Origin of the sequence: Streptomyces sp. DSM 40868 (assembly GCF_011820545.1) — a bacterium.
GTDB lineage: Bacteria > Actinomycetota > Actinomycetes > Streptomycetales > Streptomycetaceae > Streptomyces > Streptomyces eurythermus.
In genome coordinates this window covers 5157151-5180660 of record NZ_CP050504.1, presented here as the reverse complement: position 1 = coordinate 5180660, position 23510 = coordinate 5157151, and the positions used below count along the sequence as shown (strand labels likewise).

The following is a 23510-nucleotide window of genomic DNA, read 5'->3' as shown; positions in this document are numbered from 1 at the left end:
GTAAGCGGCCCGTCACGCCGTGGGACGGCCCGGGCGGGCCGGGGCGGCCCCGATGTGAGCCCGGGGCGGGCCCGGGGTGGGGTTTTCCCCCGGCGGCGCAGGGCGGCATACCGCATGGCGGGAACGGTGCCCGGCACGGCAGGCTGACCAGCATGACCGCTCTCCGCCCCACCGCCGCCCCGAACGGCGGCACCGACGCAGACGACGGACCCTCCGGCTCGCACCGGCTGCCTCCGCCCCGGCCGGCCTACGACGCGCACACCTGGAAGGAGATCGCGCACCTGCTGCTGAACCTGCCGGTGGCGGTGATCGGTTTCACGTACGCGTTCACCGTGGTGGTGGTCGGCGGCGCCCTCACCCTCACCGTGATCGGGCTTCCGCTGCTCGCGGTGTGCCTGCTGGTCGCCCGGCAGCTGGGCAAGGTCGAGCGGGCGCGGGCCCGGGCGCTGCTCGGGGTGCGGGTGGAGGAGCCGTCGCCGCTGCCGCTCGCCCGGAGCGGGGGGCCGGTGCACCGGGTGTGGATGGCGCTGAAGGACCCGGTGGGCTGGCGCACCCTGCTGTACGACGTGATCCGGCTGCCGTGGGGCATTCTCACCTTCGTCACCACGCTGACCTCGCTGTTCGTGCTGTGGCCGGTGCTGCCGTACCTGGCGCGGCTGATGGCGAACCTGGACCGGGCGATGGTGCGCGGGCTGCTGTCGCCCTCGGACGAGCTGGAGCGCCGGATCGCCGAACTGGAGTCCGACCGGGGGATCGTGGTGGACACGGCGGCGGCGGACCTGCGCCGGATCGAGCGGGACCTGCACGACGGCGCCCAGGCGCGGCTGGTCAACCTGGCCATGGGGCTGGGCCTGGCCAAGGAGAAGCTGCTGGAGGACCCGGACGCGGCGGCGGCGATGGTGGACGAGGCGCACGGCGAGGTGAAGCTGGCCCTCCAGGAGCTGCGCGACCTGGCCCGGGGCATCCACCCGGCGGTCCTCACCGACCGAGGTCTGGACGCGGCCCTGTCGGCGGTCGCCTCCCGTTGCACGGTGCCGGTGAAGGTGAGCGTGGACCTGCCGGCCCGGCCGGCGGCGGCCATCGAGGGCATCGCCTACTTCACCGTCTCCGAGCTGCTGCAGAACGTCAGCAAGCACAGCGGGGCCCGGACCGCCTCCGTCGACGCCTGGCGGGCGGACGACCGGCTGATGCTCCAGGTACGGGACGACGGCCGGGGCGGCGCCCGGCTCGACGGGGGCAGCGGCATGCGGGGCCTGGCGGAGCGGCTGGGCGCGGTGGACGGCCTGTTCGTGGTCGACTCCCCGCCCGGCGGCCCGACGGTGATCACCGCGGAACTGCCCTGGCGCGACCGGCAGGAGTAGGCCGGGCGCGGCCACCACGGACCGGCCGCGGGCGCGGGGTGGGGAAAACCCCCCGCCGAAGACGCCGACGGCCTCCATGTCCCCGGAAGGCGCGGCGGACCACCCTGGACGTACGGCTGAACCGCCGCGTGGACGAGGAGAACGGGACGACACCGATGGCGACGGAGTACGGACACGGATACGCCTACCGCAGCGAGCGGCCGCACCGGCTGCCGGCCGGGCTGCGGGCGCCGTTCGAGGCGCGCAGCTGGCGGGAGTTCGGGTATGTGCTGCTGAGCCTGCCGGTCGCGATCGTGCTGTTCTGCTGGACGGTGACGATGGTCTCCCTCGGCGCGGGCCTGCTGGTGACCTTCCTCGGCATCCCGGTGCTGGCGGCGGCGCTGGCCGGCTGCCGGGGCTTCGGGGTGCTGGAGCGGGCGCGGGCGCGGGCGCTGCTGGGCCTGCGGGTGGCCGACCCGGAGCCGCTGCGTCCGGCCAAGCCGGGCCCGGTGGCCTGGACGGGGGCGGTGCTGAAGAGCGGCTCCTCCTGGCGGCAGGCGCTGTACACGCTGGTGCAGTTCCCGTGGGCGGTGTTCTCGTTCTCGGTGGTGGTGACCTTCTGGAGCATCGGCTGGTCGCTGCTGACGTACCCGCTGTGGTTCTGGGTGTTCCCGGTGTACGGCGGCCAGGGCGGTCTCCAGCTGTACGGCGACAGCCACCACAGCGTCTACCTGGACAACCCCTTCGAGATCGGGCTGGCCGCGCTGGTCGGGCTGGCGTTCACGCTGGTCGGCCCGTGGCTGGTGCGGGCCCTGACGACCGTGGACGGGCTGTTGGTGCGCGGGCTGCTCGGGCCGTCGCCGCTGTCGGCGCGGGTGGTGGAGCTGGAGTCGGACCGGGGGGTCGTGGTCGACGCGGCCGCCGCCGATCTGCGCCGCATCGAGCGGGCCCTGCACGACGGCGCCCAGGCCCGGCTGGCCGGTCTCGCCATGGACCTGGGGCTGGCGAAGGAGAAGCTGCGGGACGACCCGACGACGGCGGCGCGGCTGGTGGAGGAGGCGCACGGCGAGGTGAAGACGGCCCTGCAGGAGCTGCGCGACCTGGCCCGGGGCATCCACCCGGCCGTGCTCACCGACCGAGGTCTGGACGCGGCGCTGTCGGCGGTCGCCTCCCGCTGCGCGGTGCCGGTCCGGGTGGAGGTCGACCTGCCGGCCCGGCCGGCCCCGGCCATCGAGGGCATCGCCTACTTCACCGTCTCCGAGCTGCTGCGCAACGTCAGTGAGCACAGCGGGGCCCGGACCGCCTCGGTCGACGTGTGGCGGGCGGACGACCGGCTGCTGCTCCAGGTGAGCGACGACGGCCGGGGCGGCGCCGACCCCGCCCGGGGCTCCGGTCTGGCGAGTCTCGCGGCCCGGCTGGGCGCGGTGGACGGCGTCCTCGTGGTGGACTCCCCGTCCGGCGGCCCCACCCGGGTGACGGCGGAACTGCCCTGGCGCGGCTGAACCGTTCCGGCGTGGCTGCCCGAGATCCCCGATCTTTCCCCTGGTACGGCGGCGCCGCGGCCCGATCCCTGGAATGCTGGTGTTCCGTAGGACGGCGGACGCCGCCGTGACGGATCGTGCTGGGGGGACCAAAAGATCGTGGAGGACAGGGTGCGGGTGGTCATCGCCGAGGACTCGGTGCTGCTCAGAGAGGGCCTGACCCGGCTGCTGACCGACCGCGGGCACGACGTCGTGGCCGGCGTCGGCGACGCGGACGCACTGGTGAAGACCATCGCCGACCTGGACGGCCGGGGCGAGCTGCCCGACGTGGTCGTGGCGGACGTACGGATGCCGCCGACGCACACCGACGAGGGCGTCCGGGCGGCCGTGACGCTGCGCGGGGTCCACCCGGGGCTCGGGGTGCTCGTGCTGTCGCAGTACGTGGAGGAGCGTTACGCCACCGAGCTGCTGGCCGGTTCCAGCCGGGGCGTGGGCTATCTGCTCAAGGACCGGGTCGCGGACGTGCGGGAGTTCGTCGACGCGGTGGTGCGGGTGGCCGAGGGCGGTACGGCGCTGGACCCGGAGGTGGTCGCGCAGTTGCTGGGCCGCAGCCGCAAGCAGGACGTGCTGGCCGGGCTGACCCCCCGGGAGCGCGAGGTGCTCGGGCTGATGGCGGAGGGGCGGACGAACTCGGCGATCGCCCGGCAGCTGGTGGTCAGCGACGGCGCCGTGGAGAAGCACGTCAGCAACATCTTCCTGAAGCTCGGACTGGCCCCGAGCGACGGCGACCACCGGCGGGTGCTGGCCGTGCTCACCTACCTGAACTCCTGAGACGGCCCACTGCGGCAGAGATTCCTCAGACGCGCGGAAGCTCTGTGAGCGGCGCTTCCGCGAGAGACGCGCGGATGCGCTGTGAGCGGCGCTTCCGCGATGCGGGACATGATGGGAAGCCAGCGCGACAGGCCCTCTCGAAATGTCATCCAATCCGCGGATGGCCTCGGGAAGGCGACCCTGACCGACGTAGGGTTGATCCTGGGATGGTCCGTGGGACGACCGGCCCCGGACAGCCGCCTCGAAGGAGGTCCAGTTCAGTGACCAGCCAGGTCAGCAGCCCAGCGGAACAGGCCGACGGAACCGTCGTGGGAGAGCAGCGCAAACCGGGCGACGCGAAGGACGTACGGCGCCTGGACCGGGTGATCATCCGGTTCGCGGGGGACTCGGGTGACGGTATGCAGCTCACCGGTGACCGGTTCACCTCGGAGACCGCTTCTTTCGGCAACGACCTCTCCACGCTCCCGAACTTCCCCGCCGAGATCCGCGCCCCCGCCGGCACCCTGCCCGGGGTGTCGTCCTTCCAGCTCCACTTCGCCGACCACGACATCCTCACCCCCGGCGACGCACCCAACGTCCTCGTCGCGATGAACCCCGCCGCCCTCAAAGCCAACATCGGCGACCTGCCACGCGGCGCGGAGATCATCGTCAACACCGACGAGTTCACCAAACGCGCCCTGCAAAAAGTCGGCTACGACAGCGACCCCCTCCACGACGGCTCACTCGACGGCTACCACCTCCACCCCGTGCCCCTCACCACCCTGACCGTCGAAGCCCTCAAAGAGTTCGACCTGACCCGCAAGGAGGCCGAGCGCAGCAAGAACATGTTCGCGCTGGGCCTGCTGTCGTGGATGTACCACCGCCCGACCGAGGGCACCGAGAAGTTCCTGAAGACGAAGTTCGCCAAGAAGCCCGAGATCATGGCGGCGAACATCGCGGCCTTCCGGGCGGGCTGGAACTTCGGTGAGACCACGGAGGACTTCGCGGTCTCCTACGAGGTCGCGCCGGCCGCCACGGCCTTCCCCGTGGGCACCTACCGCAACATCTCCGGCAACCTCGCCCTGGCCTACGGCCTGATCGCCGCCTCCCGCCAGGCCGACCTGCCCCTGTTCCTGGGCTCCTACCCCATCACCCCCGCCTCGGACATCCTCCACGAACTGTCCAGGCACAAGAACTTCGGGGTACGCACCTTCCAGGCCGAGGACGAGATCGCCGGCATCGGCGCCGCACTCGGCGCGGCCTTCGGCGGCTCCCTGGCCGTGACGACCACCTCCGGGCCCGGCGTCGCCCTCAAGAGCGAGACCATCGGCCTGGCCGTCTCCCTGGAGCTGCCGCTGCTGGTGGTGGACATCCAGCGCGGCGGTCCCTCCACGGGTCTGCCGACGAAGACGGAGCAGGCGGATCTGCTGCAGGCGATGTACGGGCGCAACGGCGAGGCCCCGGTACCGGTGGTGGCCCCGCGCACCCCGGCGGACTGCTTCGACGCGGCCCTGGAAGCGGCGCGGATCGCGCTGACCTACCGCACCCCGGTGATGCTGCTGTCCGACGGCTACCTGGCCAACGGCTCCGAACCCTGGCGCATCCCCGAACTGGAGGAACTGCCCGACCTCACGGTCCGCTTCGCCTCCGGCCCGAATCACACCCTGGACGACGGCACCGAAGTCTTCTGGCCCTACAAACGCGACCCGCAGACCCTGGCCCGCCCCTGGGCGATTCCGGGCACGCCGGGTCTGGAGCACCGTATCGGCGGGATCGAGAAGCAGGACGGCACGGGCAACATCTCCTACGACCCGGCCAACCACGACTTCATGGTCCGTACCCGCCAGGCCAAGATCGACGGTATCGACGTCCCCGACATCGAGGTCGACGACCCGCACGGCGCGAGGACCCTCGTTCTGGGCTGGGGTTCCACCTACGGGCCGATCACTGCGGCGGTACGGCGGCTGCGGGCGGCCGGCGAGTCGATCGCCCAGGCCCACCTGCGCCACCTCAACCCCTTCCCCGCCAACCTCGGCACGGTCCTCAAGAACTACGACAAGGTGGTCATCCCCGAGATGAACCTCGGCCAGCTCGCCACCCTGATCCGGGCCACCTACCTGGTCGACGCCCACTCCTACAACCAGGTCAACGGCATGCCGTTCAAGGCGGAACAGCTCGCCAAGGCGCTGAAGGAGGCCATCGATGACTGACACCGCCAACGCACTGCTCCAGCTGGTCCCCAAGGCCGAGGCCAAGCAGTCGATGAAGGACTTCAAGTCCGACCAGGAAGTGCGCTGGTGCCCCGGCTGCGGTGACTACGCCATCCTCGCCGCCGTCCAGGGCTTCATGCCCGAACTCGGCCTGGCCCGCGAGAACATCGTCTTCGTCTCCGGCATCGGCTGTTCCTCCCGCTTCCCGTACTACATGAACACCTACGGGATGCACTCCATCCACGGCCGCGCCCCCGCCATCGCCACCGGCCTGGCCACCTCCCGCCGCGACCTGAGCGTCTGGGTCGTCACCGGCGACGGCGACGCCCTCTCCATCGGCGGCAACCACCTCATCCACGCCCTGCGCCGCAACGTCAACCTCAAGATCCTGCTGTTCAACAACCGGATCTACGGCCTGACCAAAGGCCAGTACTCCCCCACCTCCGAAATCGGCAAGATCACCAAGTCGACCCCGATGGGTTCGCTCGACGCCCCGTTCAATCCGGTGTCGCTCGCGCTCGGCGCGGAGGCGTCCTTCGTCGCCCGCACCATCGACTCCGACCGCAAACACCTCACCCAGGTCCTGCGAGAGGCCGCCGCCCACCCGGGCACCGCGCTCATCGAGATCTACCAGAACTGCAACATCTTCAACGACGGCGCCTTCGACTCCCTCAAGGACAAGCAGCAGGCCGAGGAAGCGCTGATCCGGCTGGAGCACGGGCAGCCGATCCGGTTCGGCGCCGACGGCTCGCGAGGGGTCGTACGCGACCGGGCCACCGGTGACCTGAAGGTCGTCACGGTGACGGCGGAGAACGAGGCGGACATCCTGGTCCACGACGCGCACGCCGCGTCCCCGACCACCGCCTTCGCCCTCTCCCGCCTCGCCGACCCCGACACCCTCCACCACACCCCCATCGGCGTCTTCCGCTCCGTCGACCGACCGGTCTACGACACCCTCATGGCCGACCAACTCGACACCGCCGTCGAACAACGCGGCAAGGGCGACCTCGCCGCCCTGCTCGCGGGCGGCGACACCTGGACCGTCGTCGGCTGACCTTCCCTCCGATTCACGAGGCCCGGGACCGGACGTCCCGGGCCTCGTCGTATGCCCGGCGGGCCGCCTCCACCCGGTCCATGCGGTCGTGGGTCCACCGGGCGAGGGCCCGTACCTGCTCCGCCGCCTCGCGGCCGAGGTCGGTGAGCGAGTAGTCGACGCGGGGCGGGATCACCGGCTTGGCGTCCCGGTGCACCAGGCCGTCGCGCTCCAGGGTCTGCAAGGTCTGGGTGAGCATCTTCTCGCTGACGGTCCGGCCGCCGGAGCCGCCGACCGCCCGGCGCAGCTCGCTGAACCGGTACGACCGCTCCAGCAGCTCGATCAGGACGAGGACGCCCCAGCGGCTGGTGACGTGCTCCAGGACCAGGCGGTGGGGGCACAGCGCCTCCGCGTCCGCCCCACTCTTACTTACCGGCATGCCAGTACCTTACTTCAAAGTAGGTACTTTCTCATCCACAGCGCTTCCCGTACGGTCGGTGTCATCAGGACATCGATCCCAAGGAGTCGGACAACATGAGCATCGTCGTCACCGGAGCCACCGGACAGCTCGGCCGTCATGTCGTGGCGCAGTTGCTGGAGAAGGTCCCGGCGGAGCGGATCACCGCCGTCGTCCGGGACGCGGCGAAGGGCGCCGACCTCGCCGCGCGGGGCGTGCGGCTGGCCGTCGCCGACTACAACGCGCCCGAGACCCTGGACGGCCTGTTCGCGGCCGGCGACAAGGTCCTGCTGATCTCCGGCAGCGAGGTCGACAAGGACCGGGTGGCGCAGCACACGGCCGTCATCGACGCGGCGAAGGCGGCTGGCGTGGCGCTGCTCGCCTACACCAGCGCCCCGGGCACCCTGACCGCCGCGCTGGCGGACGCCCACCGGGCGACCGAGAAGGTGCTGCTCGCCTCCGGCCTGCCGTACACCCTGCTGCGCAACGGCTGGTACCACGAGAACTACACCGAGCACCTGGCGCCGGTGCTGGAGCACGGCGCGGTCGTGCAGGCCGCCGGTGACGGCCGGGTCTCCTCGGCCGCCCGCGCCGACTACGCCGCCGCCGCGGTCGCGGTGCTGACCGGCGAGGGCCACGAGAACGCCACGTACGAGCTGGGCGGCGACGAGGCGTGGAGCTTCACCGAGTACGCGGCCGAGCTGAGCCGGCAGACCGGCCGGGAGATCGCGTACCGGCAGGTCTCGGTGGCGGACCTCACCGGCATCCTGACCGGCGCCGGGCTGCCCGCGCCGCTGGCCGGGATCCTCGCCGGCGTGGACGCCTCGATCGCCGAGGGCGAGCTGGTCATCTCCTCCGGCGACCTGTCCCGGCTGATCGGCCGCCCCACCACCCCGCTGGCCGAGGCCGTCACGGCCGCGCTGAAGAGTTGAGCCGATCCCTGCCCTGTCATGACCGTATGACGAAACGAACATGACACCGGAGGCCGTCCGGCGCTACCTTCGTGCTCGCGCGTCCGCACCGGGCGCGCGAGCGAGAGGGAGGGGCCGGTGGCCGGGAAATCCGAGGGTGAACACCGCATAGGCCTGCTGAACGGCTTCGCCGCCTACGGGATGTGGGGCCTGGTGCCCCTGTTCTGGCCCCTGCTGAAACCGGCCGGGGCCGCGGAGATCCTCGCCCACCGCATGGTGTGGTCCCTGGCGGTGGTCGCGGTCGCGCTGCTCTTCGTGCGCCGCTGGGCCTGGGCCGGACAGCTGCTGCGCCAGCCCCGGCGGCTCGGTCTGATCGCCGTGGCGGCCGCCGTCATCACCGTCAACTGGGGCGTGTACATCTGGGCGGTCAACGCGGGCCACGTCGTGGAGGCCTCGCTGGGCTACTTCATCAACCCGCTGGTCACCATCGCGATGGGCGTGCTGCTCCTCAAGGAGCGGCTGCGGCCCGCGCAGTGGGCGGCGGTCGCGGTCGGCCTCGCCGCCGTCGTCGTCCTCACCGTCGGCTACGGCCGTCCGCCGTGGATCTCCCTCTGCCTCGCCTTCTCCTTCGCCACCTACGGGCTGGTCAAGAAGAAGGTCGACCTCGGCGGGGTGGAGTCGCTGGCCGCCGAGACCGCGATCCAGTTCCTGCCGGCGCTGGGCTATCTGATCTGGCTGGCCGCGCAGGGGGACGCCACGTTCGCGGCCGAGGGTGCCGGACACGCCGCCCTGCTCGCCTCCACCGGCCTGGTCACCGCCGTGCCGCTGGTCTGCTTCGGCGCGGCGGCGATCCGCGTGCCCCTGTCCACGCTGGGCCTGTTGCAGTACCTGGCCCCGGTCTTCCAGTTCCTGCTCGGCATCCTCTACTTCCACGAGGCCATGCCGGCCGAACGGTGGGCCGGGTTCGCGCTGGTCTGGCTGGCGCTGGTACTGCTCACGGTCGACGCGCTGCGCTTCTCCCGGCGCCCGCGCCGACTCCCCGAACCGGCGCCCCGCACCACCGAGACACCCTCGTCGGCACCCGCGGACGCCTGACCGGGACGCGAGTACTACGGGTACTACGGGTACTACGGGCAGTACGGGTACTACGGGGCCCGTACTGCGCGGGTACTACGGGCGGGCCGCCGGGCCGGTCAGGCTCGTGCCGCCTTCGCCGCGCGGTCGGTCAGACGGACCATGCGGGCGCGGGCGGCCTCCAGCGGGCGAAGGTCGTCGGCGGCGGGTCCCGGCTCGGCGGAGAGGTCCGTCCACAGGCCGATCAGCTCATGGCCCAGCCGCAGGCCCTCCTCGGGGTCGCGCACCGCACGCCACGCGGTCGCCGCGCTCTGCAGGTTGCCGTAGGCCGCCTCCCCGTCCCGGGCCTGGCGGCGCAGCCGGGCCAGCTCCAGCGACAGCCGGCAGGCGCGCACGGGCTCGTCCCCCAGGTAGGCGATGTAGGCGGACAGCTCGCGCACGTGCAGCACCTCGGCGTGGTGCGGGCCGAACACGGCGGAGGCCTCGGCGAGCGTCCGTTCGGCCAGTTCCGCCGCCGTGTCGATACGGCCCGCGCGCACGGCCTCGTTGATCCGGCCCATCGGCTCGGCGAGCAGCTCCGCACCCTCGGCGGTCTCGGTCAGCGGCCCGTCCCCGAGCACCTCCTCGGCGACCGCGTCGAAGCCGCGGGCCGGGGTCTGGGCGGGCGCGGGCTCGTCGTAGGGCAGCCCCATCCCCAAGGCCGTACCCGCACGCGCGCCCGCGTCCCGCGTGGCGGCGGTCACGGGCCGCGCGTCGGCCGCCGGCGGGGGGCCGAACGGGCCGGCCGGTGCCTGCGGGGTGCCCGGTGTGCCGCCCGGTGCGGTGTGCGCCGTAGGCGCCGGGTCCGGTGTCCGGGGGGCGGTCAGCCGGACCGGTTCGCCGGTCACCCGGCTGGAGCCGTCGGCCGAGACCTCCAGGGGGACCACACAGCCCGCGAGGTCGTCGTGGACCGTGGCGTGTATGGGCGCCCCGACGCTGATGGCCAGGCTCTGGAGGCGGTTCAGGACGGCCTGCTGGATCTCCTCGCCGGGCGCCGCGGCGACCGGTACCCCGTCCACGGAGGCGCTCTCCGGGCCGTACACCCGGACGGGCACCGCCGCCGGGTACCCCACGGTCCGCGGCGCCCGCTTCTTCTCGAAGCTGAGTCCAGCCATCGGTGTCCCTCCACTCCCCCGGCGTCGCGATCCGGTCCTACGCATCCTGACCACCAGTGTGTCGGCTGCCCACGGCTACCGGGTCACCGCGACGTCACAGCCTCGCACCAGCGCCCCCTGGCGCCGTGAACCCGACGCCGAGAACCCCCTGGCGCCAATTGGATGCGTGTGCATAAGATGCGTGTGCACCTTGTTCGTTGGTACGACCTGCCGCACCTGGGAGACCTCATGAGCCGCCGCTTTCTCTTCGTCCTGGGCAGTGCCCGCGCCGAAGGCAACACCGAGCTGCTGGCCCGGCGGGCCGCCGAACAGCTCCCCGACGACGTCGGACAGCGCTGGATCGACCTCTCCGGGCAGCCGCTGCCCGACTTCGAGGACCTGCGGCACGACAGCGACCACGTACGACCGCCGTCCGACACCCCGCTCGGGCTGCTGCTGGACGCCACGCTGGAGGCCACGGACATCGTGATCGCCTCGCCGGTGTACTGGTACTCGGTCTCCGCCCAGACCAAGCGCTACCTGGACCACTGGTCCGGCTGGCTGCGCATCCCGGGCCTCGACTTCAAGGCGAGGATGGCGGGCCGCACCCTCTGGGGCGTCGCCGCGCTCGCCCACGAGGAGCTGTCCGTGGCCGACCCGTACGCCGGCACCCTGCGCTACTCGGCCGCGTACATGGGGATGCGGTTCGGCGGCGTACTGCTGGGCAACGGCAGCAAGCCGGGCGACGTCCTGAACGACACCGGGGCGCTGACCCGCGCCAAGACCTTCTTCGCGCAGGACGCGCCCCTCGCGCGCTTCCCGTACGAGACGGCCGACGCCGCCTGAACCCCCGGCACCGGCCGCCCGGCGCCTAGGCGGTGATGTCCTTCGCCGTGAACCGGGCCCAGGCCGCCGAGCCGAACACGGCCGCGTACAGCGCCTGGAGGCCGAGGTCGCGCAGCAGGTCGTCCCAGTAGACGGGGTCGCGCATCAGGTCGGCGAACGACAGCCAGTAGTGCGAGAAGAGGTACGGCTGCACCGCGTGCAGCTGGGGTATCTGGTCCACGATCTGCACGGTGATGAGCAGGCCGACCGTGGTCGCCATCGCCGCGATGCCGCTGTTGGTGAGGGTCGACACGAACAGGCCGAGGGCCGCCACCCCCACCAGGGAGGCCGCGACGACCAGGGCGATCAGCAGCGCGCGGGCCAGCCCCTCGCCGAGGCCGATCCGGGTGCCGGAGATCGTCGTCAGCTCGCCGAACGGGAACAGCAGCGCCCCCACGGCCAGCGCCGAGACCGCGACCACCAGCGTGGCCAGCAGGCAGAAGGCCAGCACGGTCGCGTACTTGGTGAACAGCAGCCGGGTGCGGCCGGCCGGGGCCACCAGCAGATAGCGCAGGGTGCCCGCGCCCGCCTCCCCGGCGATCGCGTCGCCGGCCACGACACCGACCGCCATCGGCAGGAAGAACGGCAGGGTCGCGGCCAGCGCGGTGAACACCAGGAACAGCCCGTTGTTGGTGATCTGCGCGATGAAGGCCGGGCCCTCGCCGCCCCCGCCGCCCACCTGCCCGCCACCCCGGGTCTCGATCCGCACCGCGACCCCGACCAGCACCGGCACCGCGGCCAGCACCCCGAGCAGGGCGAGCGTGCGCCACCGCCGGACGGTGGTGACCAGCTCGCTGCGCAGCAGCCCGAGGGCCCACAGCGGGTTCGGCCGGCGCACGGCGGCGGCCCCGGTCGGGTACTCAGCCCGCGACATCGAAGCCCTCCCCGGTCAGTGCCACGAACGCGTCCTCCAGCGAGGCGCGCTCGACGGTCAGGCCCCGGACCCGGACCCCGGCGGTGACCAGGGCCGCGGTCACCTCGGCGAGGTCCCGCCCGGGTGGTTCGCCGGTGACCCGGTCGCCGTCGGCGGTCACGTCCCCGACGCCCAGTTCCTTCAGCACCCGGGCCGCCTCGGCGGGGTCCGGGGTGGTCACGACCAGCCGGCCGCGCGCCCCGGCCGCCAGGTCGGCCACCTCGCCCTGGGTGACGAGCCGGCCCTGCGCCATGACCGCCGCGTGGGTGCACACCTGCTCGATCTCGTCCAGCAGGTGCGAGGAGAGGAACACGGTCGTACCGTCGGCGGCCAGCTCCCTGATCAGGGTGCGGATCTCGCGCATGCCCTGCGGGTCGAGGCCGTTGGTGGGCTCGTCCAGCACGAGCAGCCGGCGCGGCTGGAGCAGCGCGGCGGCCAGGCCCAGGCGCTGTTTCATGCCGAGCGAGTACGCCTTCGCCTTCTTGCCGGCGGCCGCCGTCAGGCCGACCCGGTCCAGCGCGGCGGCCACGCGCGCGTGCCGGGTGCGCGGGTCGGCGGTGGGGTCGGCGGAGTCGTAGCGCACCAGGTTGTCCCGGCCGGAGAGGAAGCCGTACAGCGCGGGGCCCTCGATGAGGGCCCCGACCTGCGGAAGGACCGTACGGGCCGCCCGCGGCATGGGGCGGCCGAGCAGCCGGACCGTGCCCGCGGTCGGTTCGATCAGGCCCATCAGCATCCGGATGGTGGTGGTCTTGCCGGAGCCGTTCGGGCCGAGGAAGCCGAAGACGCTGCCCTCCGGGACGGTCAGGTCGAGACCGTCCACGGCGAGCTGTCCGCCGCGGTAGCGCTTGGTGAGCCCGCGCGTGTCGATCACGCTCGCCGGATCACCGTCCGGCGGGCCGCCGCGCTCGCGTTCGTCCATCGGCTTCCCCTCGTTCCCTCGGTCCCCTGGGGTCACTTCCCCGCGTCGGCCGCCTTCACCAGGGTCTCCTTCGTCACCAGGCCGGCGTACACCTTGCCGTCATCGGTGATCAGGGCGTTGACCAGGCGGGTGGAGAAGACCGTGCCCTTGCCGAACTTCCCGGAGACCGGGTCGCCGAGCGAGCCGAGGAAGCCGCCGAGGTCACCGCCCTGGGAACCGGTGGGCAGGCCGCCCTTGGCGCCGGTGTCGACGGTGGCGACGGACGTCCAGCCCTCGCCGAGGACGTCCAGCCCGCCGAGGCCCCCGGCGAGGTCCTCGTCGTGCTCGGGCGCCGGGGTCCTGGCCGCCGCGTCCTTCTCCTCGGTGACCTTCGCGCCCTTCGGCGGGGTGAAGTCGAAGGTGGAGGCGGCCGGCCGGGCGAACGAGACCTGGGTGAAGCCGGCGTCGACCACGGCGGCCCCGCCGCTCCTCGGGGTGAGCGTGAACTTCAGCGGCGTCCAGGTCTTCGCGTCCACGGCGATGCTGATCGCGCCGACCGTGGTGCCGGACTGCCGGGGCCGGATCAGCAGCTTGTAGGCGTCGCGGCCGGCCACCTGCGCGGTGCCGTCGACGGTGACGGACGTGGTGTCGTCCACCGCCTTCAGCGCCTCGTCGGCGAAGTCCCCGGGCGTGGCCGGGGACTCGGCCCGGCGCTCCTTGCCGGACCCGGCCGCGGTGGAGTGGTAGACCTCGTTGCTCTTGCTGTCGTAGCCCCAGACGTCCTTGCCGTCGTGGATCAGGCTGTACTCGGCGCCGCGCTCCAGCAGCGACACCTTCTGCCGGTCCGGGCCGTCGGCGGCGACCCGCAGGGTGTGCATGCCGGTCGCCAGCTCGGTGAGCCTGGACCGCGGGTCGGCGGAGGAGCCGTCGCCGGAGCCGTCGCCGGAGCCGTCGTGGCCGGAGCCGGAGAGCAGGCCGTCCTCCAGGCCGCCGAGGTCGGGCAGGCCGAGATCGGTGGTGATCTTCACGGTGCCGGACAGCTGCTGCACGTCCGACGTGGCCATCTTGTCGATGAGCTGCTGGGCGGTGATCTTCGGCAGGTCGGGGTCGCCGGAGTCGGCGAGCGCCGGGACGAGCCCGATCGTGGCCGCCGCCACCCCCACCACCGCGACCGGAACGGCGTACCGGGCGGCCTTGCGCCGGCCGGGGCGCGGGGCCCCGTCCCGCGCGGCCCCCTCGTGCGCGGCGCCCACTGCGTCGTCGGATTCGTACGGTGCCATGTGTGCCTTACCTCCGTCGTCGGCGGCGGCTGTTCTCACGCTGGTCAACCCTGAGCCGCCATTCTCACCCGAATCGGTGAGGAGTGGTGATGCGTGCGGTTTCCATATGACCAAATCCGCCGTCAGGAAGCGTCAGCCCTCGGAGCCAACTGCGCCTACGCCTGCGGTATGACACCCGGCGACCGCGTCACCCCGCGACCCGTAGGGGTCGCCAGGGAGACCGCGCCCATGTGAGGGACATCGAGATCAGGCCACGGCGGGGACACCGGGGCCCGGCAGGGGCCGTGCGGGGTCCGTCAGCGGGTCGTACGCGGCCGTACAGTCGTACGGCCGTACGCCGGTCGAGCCGGGAAGGTCACGCCGGTCGAGCCGGGGAGGTACGGCGGTCGGCCCGAGTGGGCCGGGCCGGGTCAGCCGGCGCGGTGGACCACCGCGTCGCACAGTTCCGTCAGCGCGGCCTTGGCGTCGCACTCCGGCAGCGGGGCCAGCGCGGCCCGCGCCTCCTCCGCGTACCGGACCGTGTCCCGGCGGGCCTGCTCCAGCGCGGGGTGGGCGCGCAGCGCGGCCAGCGCCCGGGCGTGCCGGGTGTCGTCGCTGAGGTCGGAGTCCAGCAGTTCGCACAGCGCGATGTCCTCGGCCAGCCCGAGCCGGGCGGCCCGCTCGCGCAGCCGGAGCACCGGCAGCGTCGGGATGCCCTCGCGCAGGTCGGTGCCCGGGGTCTTGCCGGACTCGTGGGAGTCGGAGGCGATGTCCAGGACGTCGTCCGCCAGCTGGAAGGCGACGCCGAGCCGTTCGCCGTACTGGGTGAGCACGTCCACGACCCGCTCGCCGGCGCCGGACATCATCGCGCCGAACCGGCAGGACACCGCCACCAGGGAGCCGGTCTTGCCGGCCAGCACGTCCAGGTAGTGCTCGACCGGGTCGCGGCCGTCCGAGGGGCCCGCGGTCTCCAGGATCTGCCCGGTGACCAGCCGTTCGAACGCCAGGGCCTGCACCCGGACCGCCTCCGGACCGAGGTCGGCGAGGATCTGGGAGGCGCGGGCGAAGAGGAAGTCGCCGGTGAGGACCGCGACGGAGTTGCCCCAGCGGGTGTTGGCGCTGTCCACCCCGCGTCGTACGGCCGCCTCGTCCATGACGTCGTCGTGGTACAGCGTGGCCAGGTGGGTGAGCTCCACGACCACGGCCGACGGCACGACGCCCGGCGCGTACGGGTCGCCGAACTGGGCGGCGAGCATCACGAGCAGTGGCCGGAATCGTTTCCCGCCGGCCCGCACGAGGTGCTGCGCGGCCTCGGTGATGAACGGGACCTCGCTCTTGGTGGCCTCGAGCAAGCCTTCCTCGACAGCCGCCAATCCGGCCTGGACATCGGCTTCCAGAGCCTGGTCCCGCACGCTCAGCCCGAACGGCCCGACGACGGTCACGAGGGGTCTCCTGTCTGCTGGTGTCTGCTGGCGATTACACGGTTTGTCGATAGGTCGCTGCCATCACTCAAGTCAGCGTATCCGGTCCTGTTTCGATCACCGATAGCGCCCACCGGTCCAGCCTGGGTGGTATCGGAGCATGACCGGCATGGTTTTGATCACACGGTAATAAGGGGACATATATCGACTTAACAGTAATCCGGATGCCGTGTCGCGACCTCTCCACACCTTCCTCTCCCCCACCTCCCTCGGCCGGCCCCTACGACAACGACGCGCGCCATACCCCGGGTTCCACCACGACTCGGACTTCAGACCTGAATCCCCCTAATCCCCCATGTCTGATTTGAAGTCTTTTGCTATTTCGTGAATTGGGTCACTCGCCCGGCCCATCCGCGCCACCCGCCGCTCCTCCCGCCCTCCTTGCGCCGTCGGCGAGTTGAGGATTGGCAACCGCAAAGGATCAAGCACCCCATACGGCATCGATCAAGGTCAAATGGCGCGTTGTATGAATCCGGCACTTGTTCCCGACATGTGCTCTCGCATACGTTCCGGGCCGTCGGGCGGACGCCGAATCCTGCCGCCGCCCGCGTAACCCATTCACGAACTCATTCGTACGGCAGGAGCGGGGGACCCAGGTAAGTCGCCGCGCCGGACGGCATCCGCCGCGCCGGAACGGCTTGGGGTGAAGCCGTGCCTCCTCCCGGGCACGGCCGGGCGCCTCCCCGCCCGAACCCGACAGCTCACCTCGCAGGCGCCGGAGAGGAACCTTTCGATGCCTGCTGCCGCTCAGCACCGCCGTACCCGGAACACCCGCCTCGTCCGCGCCCTCGCCGCCGCCTGCACCGGCGCCGCAGTCCTCGCCCTGCCGCTCGTCGGCGCGACCGCCGCGTCCGCCGCCACCACCGCGGCCCCGACGGTGGGCACCACCCCCGCCGGATACCCGGACAACCTCGACGGCTGGATCCGCGAATCGCTCGCGATCATGGCCGAGAAGAACATCCCGGGCACCTACAACGGCATCCACCGCAACATCATCCGCGAGTCCTCCGGCAACCCGGCGGCCATCAACCTCTGGGACTCCAACGCGGCCAAGGGCATCCCGTCCAAGGGCCTGCTCCAGGTCATCGACCCCACCTTCAACGCGTACCACGTCGCCGGGACGTCCTTCGACATCTACGACCCGGTCGCGAACATCACCGCCGCCTGCAACTACGCGGCGGACCGGTACGGGTCGATCGACAACGTCTTCGGCGCCTACTGACCGGCCCGGCCGCCCGGCCCTTCCCACGGTCAGGCGGCCGGGAACAGTCTTTCGAGGACGACGGCGACACCGTCGTCCTCGTTCGACACCGTGACCTCGTCGGCCACCGCCTTCAGCTCGGGGTGCGCGCCGGCCATGGCGACACCGCGCGCCGCCCAGCGGAACATGGGGATGTCGTTGGGCATGTCACCGAAGGCGAGGGCCCGTTCGGGGCCGATCCCCAGCCGCTCGGCGGCCAGTGCCAGACCGGTCGCCTTCGTCACCCCGCTCGGCTGGAGCTCCACGGTGCCCGGCCCCGACATGGTGACGGTCGCCAGCGAGCCCACCGCCGAACGCGCCACGGCCGCCAACTCGTCGTCCGACAGCTCGGCGTGCCGCAGCAGCACCTTGCTGATGGGCTCGGCCCACAGATCGGCGCGCCGGCCGACCCGCACCGCGGGCAGCGTCGGGTGCGGCATCCGGTAGCCGGGCTCGATGAGCGTGAGCCCGTCCTCGCCGTCCTGGTCGACCGCCGCGAACACCTGCCCCACCTCCGCCTCGACCTTGCCGAGCGCGGTCTCCGCCAGCTCCCGGTCCAGCCGCACCGACCACAGCAGCCGGCCGGCCCGGGCGTCGTAGACCTGCGCGCCCTGCCCGCACACCGCCAGCCCGGTGCCGCCGAGGCGCGCGAGCAGGGGCCGTACCCGCGGCGCCGGGCGGCCGGTGACCACCAGATGCCGGGCCCCGGCCCGCGCCACCCGCGCGAGCGCGGCGAGCGACCGGTCGGAGACGGTGTCGTCGCCGCGCAGCAGCGTTCCGTCCAGGTCAGTGGCGATGAGGGCATATGCCGGGGTGGATGCCATGCCCAGAGAATACGGACCCCGGGCCCCACCGACTCATCCCCCGTTCCCCGCTCCCGCCGTACCGCCCGTCCCCAACTGCCGTACGGGCGCTGCCGCGTGAGGCACGCCCGCCGAACTGTCGTGGGCCCGTGCGAGCACTCTTTCGAGCAATCCCCGAGCCACAAGGACCACTGCCCATGACACGCGTGTCGGCCGTAACGTGTGGCCCGACCACATGGAACGCTTCGCCATGCATGGCACGGATGAGAGTGAGGCAGCACCCATGCCCCCCTTCGACGTCCCCGAGGGCGACCCCTTCGGCCCGCACAACCTCCCCTATGGCGTGTTCTCGCCCCACGGCAGCACGGAGCGGAGGATCGGCGTCCGGCTCGGGAACCACGTCCTCGACGCGGGCGCCACGGCGGCGGCGGTCGGCTCGCCCCACCAGGCGCTGCTCGCCGCCCCCACCCTCAACCCGCTGCTGGCCGCCGGCCGCGCCACCTGGTCGGAGATACGGCGCGCCGTCACCTCCTGGGTCACCGACCCGGCGCACCGCCCGACCGTCGAGCCGCTGTTCCACCCCCTGTCCGAGGTGACCCTGCACCTGCCCTTCGAGGTGGCGGACTACGTCGACTTCTACGCCTCGGAACACCACGCCCGCAACGTCGGCCGGATCTTCCGCCCGGACGCCGAGGACAGCCTCACCCCCAACTGGAAGCACCTCCCGATCGGCTACCACGGCCGCGCCGGCACGGTCGTCGTCTCCGGCACGGACGTCGTACGGCCCGCCGGGCAGCGCAAGGGCCCCGCCGACCCCGCCCCCGTCTTCGGGCCGTCGATCCGGCTGGACATCGAGGCCGAGGTCGGCTTCGTGGTGGGCGTGCCGTCGCGGCAGGGCCGCCCGGTGGCGCTCGGCGACTTCCGCGAGCACGTCTTCGGACTGTGCCTGCTCAACGACTGGTCCGCACGGGACATCCAGGCCTGGGAGTACGTCCCGCTCGGCCCGTTCCTCGGCAAGTCCTTCGCGACCTCGGTCTCGGCGTGGATCACCCCGCTGGAGGCGCTGGAGCACGCGCGCGTGGCGCCCCCCGAGCGCACCCACCCGCTGCTCCCCTACCTGGACGACACGGCCCCCAGCGTGGAATCCGGCGGCTACGACCTCCGCATCTCCGTCGCGGTCAACGGCCATGTGGTCTCCGAGCCGCCGTTCTCCACCATGTACTGGACCGCCGCCCAGCAGCTCGCCCACATGACGGTGAACGGCGCCTCGCTGCGCACCGGCGACCTGTACGGCTCGGGCACGGTGAGCGGCCCGGCCGAAGACCAGCGCGGTTCGCTGCTGGAGCTGACCTGGAACGGCCGCGACCCCCTCGAACTCCCCGACGGCAAGCGGGCGTTCCTGATGGACGGGGACGTGGTGACCCTGTCCGCCTGGGCTCCCGGCCCGGACGGCCGCCGGGTGGGGCTGGGCGAGGTCACGGGCCGCGTCGTGGCGGACTGAGCCGCGGTACGGCGGCCGGCGCGCCGACGGGCCGGGACCCTGTTCCGGCCCCGCCGAACTCGCCTCCCCCACCCGGGATTTCGCTGCCTTTCCCGGTCGGATCGCCGCCGACACCTGACTCACACCGCCCTTCTTCGCCATACTGGCGGGGACACGCATCCGCACCCCGCGCGGCCGTGCGCTGCGTGCCCCGCACCACCCAGCACCCGCACACCTTTCCGACCAGGAACCGGAGCCCCGGCATGACCGTCTGCCTGCTCCTGCTGAGCGCCGTCGCCCTGACGGCCGCCGTACCGGCGCCGCGCGCGCTGACCCGGGCGGCCTGGCCCGAACGGGAACCCGTGGTCGCGCTGTGGGTGTGGCAGTGTCTGGTCGCCACCGTCCTGCTGTGCTGCCTGACCGCACTGGTCCTGGGCGCGGCGGCCGTCTTCCACACCGTCCGCGACCATGTGTTCGCCCCCGCACCGCCCGCCGTCACCGCCGCCTACGACCTGTCCGCCACCCCGGTGTGGACCACCGCCCTCACCCTGCTGCTGGCCTGCGGGGCCGCCTGGACGACGGCCATGCTGGCCCGGGAGCTGTTCGAGGCCCGCCGCAGCCGGGGCCAGGCCCGGGCGCAGCTGCGCGAACGCGCCCCCGAACTGCCGCCGGGGCTGCGGGCGCCGCGCGGGCCGATGCTGGTGCTGGAGGACGAGTACCCCGACGCGTGGTGGATGCCGGGGCACCCGCCACAGCTGGTCGTCACCACAGGAGCGCTGCACCGCCTCACCGACCTCCAGCTCGACGCCGTCCTCACCCACGAGCGCGGACACGCCCGCGCCCACCACGACTGGCTGCTGCACCTGTCCGCCGCGCTCGCCACGGGCTTCCCGCGCGTGCCGCTCTGCGCCCACTTCTGCGACCAGACGCACCGCCTGGTCGAGCTGGCCGCCGACGACGCGGCCTCCCGGCGCTGCGGGCACCTCACCACGGCGCTCGCCCTGATCGAGCTGAACCAGCACCGGGGCGTGCTCTCCTGCGCCTCCAGCCGCCGGCTGCTGGGCGAGCGCGTGGACCGGCTGCTGGAGCCGCCGCCGCGGCTGCTGCGCCGGCACCGGGCGCTGACCACGACGGTGGCCGCGCTGGTGCCGCTGGTGCCGCTGCTGATCACCTTCGCACCCGGGCTGACGGCGCTGTCCTGACGACGGTGCACCGGGCGCGCCGGCGGGCCGGGGCGGGCTACGTCCAGTCGGGCTCCGGTTCGGGCTCGGGCTCGTCGGCCGGCTCGGGCCAGTCCGCGTCGTCCGGTGCGCCGGCGGGGGCGGGCACCGCGGCGCCGTCCAGGGAGGCCAGCACCTCGAGCACGCCTTCGCCGTACGTCGCCAGCTTCTTCTCGCCGACGCCGTTCACCGTGCCCAGCTCCCGGACCGAGCCGGGCCAACGGGTCACGATCTCCCGGAGGGTGGCGTCGTGGAAGATGACGTACGCCGGGACGCCCTGTTCCCGGGCCTGCTCGGCGCGCCAGGCCCGCAGGGCCTCGAAGGCGGGGAGCAGCGCCTCGGGCAGCTCGGCCGCGGCGGCCTTGGCCTTGCCGGCGCCGGAGGCACCGGAGCCGCCGGCGGACCGGGACCGGGAGGCGGCCGGCTTCTTCGGCTCCTTGCGCAGCGGCACCTCCCGCTCCCTGCGCAGCACCGCGCCGCTCGCCTCGGTGAGCACCAGCGTGCCGTACTCGCCCTCGACCGCGAGGAGCCCCTGCGCCAGCAGCTGCCGGATGACGCCCCGCCACTCGCCCTCGGTGAGGTCCTGGCCGATGCCGAAGACGGACAGCTGGTCGTGGTCGAACTGGATCACCTTGGCGGTGCGCTTGCCGAGCAGGATGTCCACGATCTGCACCGCGCCGAACTTCTGCCCGCGCTCCCGCTGCAACCGCACCACCGTGGACAGCACCTTCTGCGCGGCGACCGTGCCGTCCCAGGTCTCCGGCGGGGTGAGGCAGGTGTCGCAGTTGCCGCAGGCTTCCGCGTCGGCGTCCTGGCCGAAGTAGGCGAGCAGCTGGCCGCGGCGGCACCGGGCGGTCTCGCACAGCGCGAGCATGGCGTCGAGGTGGGAGGCGGCCCGGCGGCGGAACGCCTCGTCGCCCTCGCCGGACTGGATCAGCTTGCGCTGCTGTATGACGTCGTTCAGGCCGTACGCCATCCACGCCGTGGACGGCAGGCCGTCACGGCCCGCGCGGCCGGTCTCCTGGTAGTAGCCCTCGATCGACTTGGGCAGGTCCAGGTGGGCGACGAAGCGCACGTCCGGCTTGTCGATGCCCATGCCGAAGGCGATGGTCGCGACCACGACCAGGCCGTCCTCGCGCAGGAACCGGGACTGGTGCGCCGCGCGCACGGAGGCGTCCAGGCCCGCGTGGTACGGCACCGCCTGGATGCCGTTCGCTGTCAGGAACTCCGCCGTGCGCTCGACCGAGTTCCGCGACAGGCAGTAGACAATGCCGGCGTCACCCGGGTGCTCCTCCCTCAGGAAGGCGAGGAGCTGCTTCTTGGGGTCGGCCTTGGGCACGATCCGGTACTGGATGTTGGGCCGGTCGAAGCTGGCGACGAAGTGCCGGGCCGTCGGCAGGTTCAGCCGCTGGGTGATCTCCTCGTGCGTGGCGCGGGTCGCCGTGGCGGTGAGGGCGATCCGCGGGACGTCCGGCCAGCGCTCGCCGAGCAGGGACAGGGCGAGATAGTCGGGGCGGAAGTCGTGGCCCCACTGGGACACGCAGTGCGCCTCGTCGATCGCGAAGACGGAGATCTTGCCGCGGGAGAGCAGGTCCAGCGTGGCGTCCAGGCGCAGCCGCTCCGGTGCCAGATAGAGCAGGTCCAGTTCGCCCGCCAGGAACTCGGCCTCGACCACGCGCCGCTCGTCGAAGTCCTGCGTGGAGTTCATGAAGCCGGCCCGGACGCCGAGGGCGCGCAGGGCGTCCACCTGGTCCTGCATCAGCGCGATCAGCGGGGAGACCACCACGCCCGTACCCGGTCTGACCAGGGCCGGGATCTGGTAGCACAGCGACTTTCCGCCGCCGGTCGGCATGAGCACGACGGCGTCGCCGCCCGCCACCACATGCTCGATGATCGCCTGCTGCTCGCCCCGGAAGGCGTCGAATCCGAAGACCCGGTGCAGCGTGGCCAACGCCTCGCTGCCGGCCGCGCCCGGCCCCTCGGTCACCTGTGCCATCTCGCTGATCCCGCCCATCACGCCCATCGCCTTGTCCCCCGTCGGTCCCCCGTGTGCCGTCCCTCGACCGCTCCCTCAACGATAGGGGCCCGCACCGACAGCCTCGGAGTTATCCACAGGCCGGCCGATATATCTCACGTCAAGCACGCGAGTGTCGTTCACACGTTCGCGGGAGACCTGCCCGTTTCCCGCCGATAGTCTGAACTCACCGGCGAGACTCCGTCCCATGGGAGCACTGATGAGCGTCGCACCGAAGGCGTCCGCGTCCAGCTGGCCGACCCCGCCGAAGGGCGGCTGGACCGCCGACGACCTGGACCGCCTCCCGAATCTTCCTCCGCACACGGAATTGATCGACGGGAGCCTGGTCTTCGTGAGTCCGCAGACGATGTTTCATGTACGGGCTGTCGACTTCTTCAACTGGCAGCTCCAGTCGCTGGCGCCGGAGGAATTCGAGGTCATCCGCGAGTTCACTATTGACATCGACCGCCAGAACAGGCCCGAGCCGGATGTCGTGGTGGTAATGGCGGACGTGGTCGAGGACTCGCGCCAGACCCGCTTCCCAGCGGAGTCCGTCGTCCTGGCCATCGAGGTCGTCTCCGAGGACTCGGTCTCCCGCGACCGCGAGACCAAGCCCCTGAAATACGCCCGCGCCAAGATCCCCCACTACTGGCGGGTCGAGAACGAGAACGGCCGGGCCGCCGTGCACGTCTTCGAGCTGGAGCCGACGACCGGCACCTACACGAGCACCGGCATCTTCCGCGAGCGGATGAAGCTGGACGTGCCGTTTTCGATGGACCTGGACCTCACCCAGATCAAGACGCGCCGCGACAGGAATCAGTGAGCCCACCGAATGCCGCTGCCCGGCCCCCGAACGGGGTGCCGGGCA

At 72.4% G+C, this 23510-nt stretch carries 20 protein-coding genes and 1 riboswitch; of the genes, 12 read left to right on the top strand and 8 right to left on the bottom strand.

Going from position 1 to position 23510, the window contains the following annotated elements; all coding sequences use genetic code 11:
- The first annotated feature begins 152 nt into the window (after positions 1-152).
- The 5 genes from HB370_RS23675 to HB370_RS23655 all read left to right on the top strand — a co-directional run bounded on the left by HB370_RS23675 (position 153) and on the right by HB370_RS23655 (position 6895).
- Complete coding sequence (locus tag HB370_RS23675) at positions 153-1361, top strand: sensor domain-containing protein (RefSeq protein ID WP_030778385.1); 1209 nt, start codon at positions 153-155, stop codon at positions 1359-1361.
- A gap of 155 nt (positions 1362-1516) precedes the next feature.
- Complete coding sequence (locus HB370_RS23670) at positions 1517-2842, top strand: sensor histidine kinase (protein ID WP_030778383.1); 1326 nt, start codon at positions 1517-1519, stop codon at positions 2840-2842.
- Between the two features lie 150 nt (positions 2843-2992).
- Positions 2993-3652 (top strand): response regulator transcription factor, encoded by a 660-nt coding sequence (locus HB370_RS23665; RefSeq protein WP_030778381.1) that lies wholly within the window; start codon positions 2993-2995, stop codon positions 3650-3652.
- Between the two features lie 260 nt (positions 3653-3912).
- On the top strand, positions 3913-5841 hold the full coding sequence (locus HB370_RS23660) for a 2-oxoacid:acceptor oxidoreductase subunit alpha (protein WP_030778379.1): 1929 nt from the start codon (positions 3913-3915) through the stop codon (positions 5839-5841).
- Complete coding sequence (locus HB370_RS23655) at positions 5834-6895, top strand: 2-oxoacid:ferredoxin oxidoreductase subunit beta (protein WP_030778378.1); 1062 nt, start codon at positions 5834-5836, stop codon at positions 6893-6895. Before HB370_RS23660 ends, HB370_RS23655 begins: the two co-directional genes overlap by 8 nt.
- A gap of 13 nt (positions 6896-6908) precedes the next feature.
- Here HB370_RS23655 and HB370_RS23650 read toward each other — a convergent pair whose 3' ends face one another.
- Entirely contained in the window at positions 6909-7313 is a 405-nt protein-coding gene (locus HB370_RS23650; RefSeq protein WP_030778376.1) for a helix-turn-helix domain-containing protein, read from the bottom strand.
- Positions 7314-7408: 95 nt separating this feature from the next.
- On the opposite strand from HB370_RS23650, the gene HB370_RS23645 reads away from it, so the two are divergent.
- Positions 7409-8263 carry an SDR family oxidoreductase gene (locus HB370_RS23645; RefSeq protein ID WP_030778374.1) on the top strand — a complete coding sequence of 285 codons (855 nt, stop codon included), beginning with the start codon at positions 7409-7411 and terminating at the stop codon, positions 8261-8263.
- Between the two features lie 117 nt (positions 8264-8380).
- On the top strand, positions 8381-9337 hold the full coding sequence (gene rarD, locus HB370_RS23640) for an EamA family transporter RarD (protein ID WP_051815437.1): 957 nt from the start codon (positions 8381-8383) through the stop codon (positions 9335-9337).
- A 98-nt stretch (positions 9338-9435) separates the two neighbouring features.
- Here the strand turns inward: rarD and HB370_RS23635 are convergent, their stop codons facing one another.
- The gene (locus HB370_RS23635; RefSeq protein WP_244405621.1) at positions 9436-10470 is read right to left on the bottom strand and encodes a hypothetical protein; all 1035 of its coding nucleotides are present in this window, start codon (positions 10468-10470) and stop codon (positions 9436-9438) included.
- Between the two features lie 228 nt (positions 10471-10698).
- On the opposite strand from HB370_RS23635, the gene HB370_RS23630 reads away from it, so the two are divergent.
- The gene (locus HB370_RS23630; protein WP_030778368.1) at positions 10699-11295 is read left to right on the top strand and encodes an NAD(P)H-dependent oxidoreductase; all 597 of its coding nucleotides are present in this window, start codon (positions 10699-10701) and stop codon (positions 11293-11295) included.
- A 25-nt stretch (positions 11296-11320) separates the two neighbouring features.
- Here HB370_RS23630 and HB370_RS23625 read toward each other — a convergent pair whose 3' ends face one another.
- The 4 genes from HB370_RS23625 to HB370_RS23610 form a co-directional block, all read right to left on the bottom strand.
- Positions 11321-12208 (bottom strand): ABC transporter permease, encoded by an 888-nt coding sequence (locus HB370_RS23625; protein WP_030778366.1) that lies wholly within the window; start codon positions 12206-12208, stop codon positions 11321-11323.
- Positions 12195-13166, bottom strand: coding sequence for an ABC transporter ATP-binding protein (locus HB370_RS23620; RefSeq protein ID WP_030778364.1), 972 nt, complete (start codon positions 13164-13166; stop codon positions 12195-12197). The genes HB370_RS23625 and HB370_RS23620 overlap by 14 nt, the downstream gene beginning before the upstream one ends.
- A gap of 32 nt (positions 13167-13198) precedes the next feature.
- Entirely contained in the window at positions 13199-14425 is a 1227-nt protein-coding gene (locus tag HB370_RS23615) for an outer membrane lipoprotein carrier protein LolA (RefSeq protein ID WP_030778361.1), read from the bottom strand.
- 410 nt (positions 14426-14835) lie between these two features.
- Positions 14836-15846 carry a polyprenyl synthetase family protein gene (locus HB370_RS23610; RefSeq protein ID WP_030778358.1) on the bottom strand — a complete coding sequence of 337 codons (1011 nt, stop codon included), beginning with the start codon at positions 15844-15846 and terminating at the stop codon, positions 14836-14838.
- Positions 15847-16434: 588 nt separating this feature from the next.
- Positions 16435-16615: riboswitch (cyclic di-AMP (ydaO/yuaA leader) on the top strand.
- Positions 16616-16618: 3 nt separating this feature from the next.
- Here HB370_RS23610 and HB370_RS23605 point away from each other — a divergent pair.
- The gene (locus HB370_RS23605; protein ID WP_030778356.1) at positions 16619-17107 is read left to right on the top strand and encodes a transglycosylase SLT domain-containing protein; all 489 of its coding nucleotides are present in this window, start codon (positions 16619-16621) and stop codon (positions 17105-17107) included.
- Positions 17108-17136: 29 nt separating this feature from the next.
- On the opposite strand, the gene HB370_RS23600 is transcribed toward HB370_RS23605, so the two are convergent.
- Complete coding sequence (locus tag HB370_RS23600; RefSeq protein WP_030778355.1) at positions 17137-17949, bottom strand: Cof-type HAD-IIB family hydrolase; 813 nt, start codon at positions 17947-17949, stop codon at positions 17137-17139.
- Positions 17950-18211: 262 nt separating this feature from the next.
- Between HB370_RS23600 and fahA the strand changes: the two genes are divergently transcribed.
- Both fahA and HB370_RS23590 read left to right on the top strand, forming a co-directional pair.
- On the top strand, positions 18212-19429 hold the full coding sequence (fahA, locus tag HB370_RS23595) for a fumarylacetoacetase (RefSeq protein ID WP_030778353.1): 1218 nt from the start codon (positions 18212-18214) through the stop codon (positions 19427-19429).
- A gap of 242 nt (positions 19430-19671) precedes the next feature.
- Positions 19672-20610, top strand: coding sequence for a M56 family metallopeptidase (locus HB370_RS23590; RefSeq protein ID WP_030778351.1), 939 nt, complete (start codon positions 19672-19674; stop codon positions 20608-20610).
- 37 nt (positions 20611-20647) lie between these two features.
- Here HB370_RS23590 and recQ read toward each other — a convergent pair whose 3' ends face one another.
- Positions 20648-22651: a DNA helicase RecQ gene (gene recQ, locus HB370_RS23585; protein ID WP_030778349.1), complete on the bottom strand. Its 2004-nt coding sequence runs from the start codon at positions 22649-22651 to the stop codon at positions 20648-20650.
- A gap of 211 nt (positions 22652-22862) precedes the next feature.
- Between recQ and HB370_RS23580 the strand changes: the two genes are divergently transcribed.
- Complete coding sequence (locus tag HB370_RS23580) at positions 22863-23465, top strand: Uma2 family endonuclease (RefSeq protein ID WP_030778347.1); 603 nt, start codon at positions 22863-22865, stop codon at positions 23463-23465.
- Positions 23466-23510 lie beyond the last annotated feature (45 nt).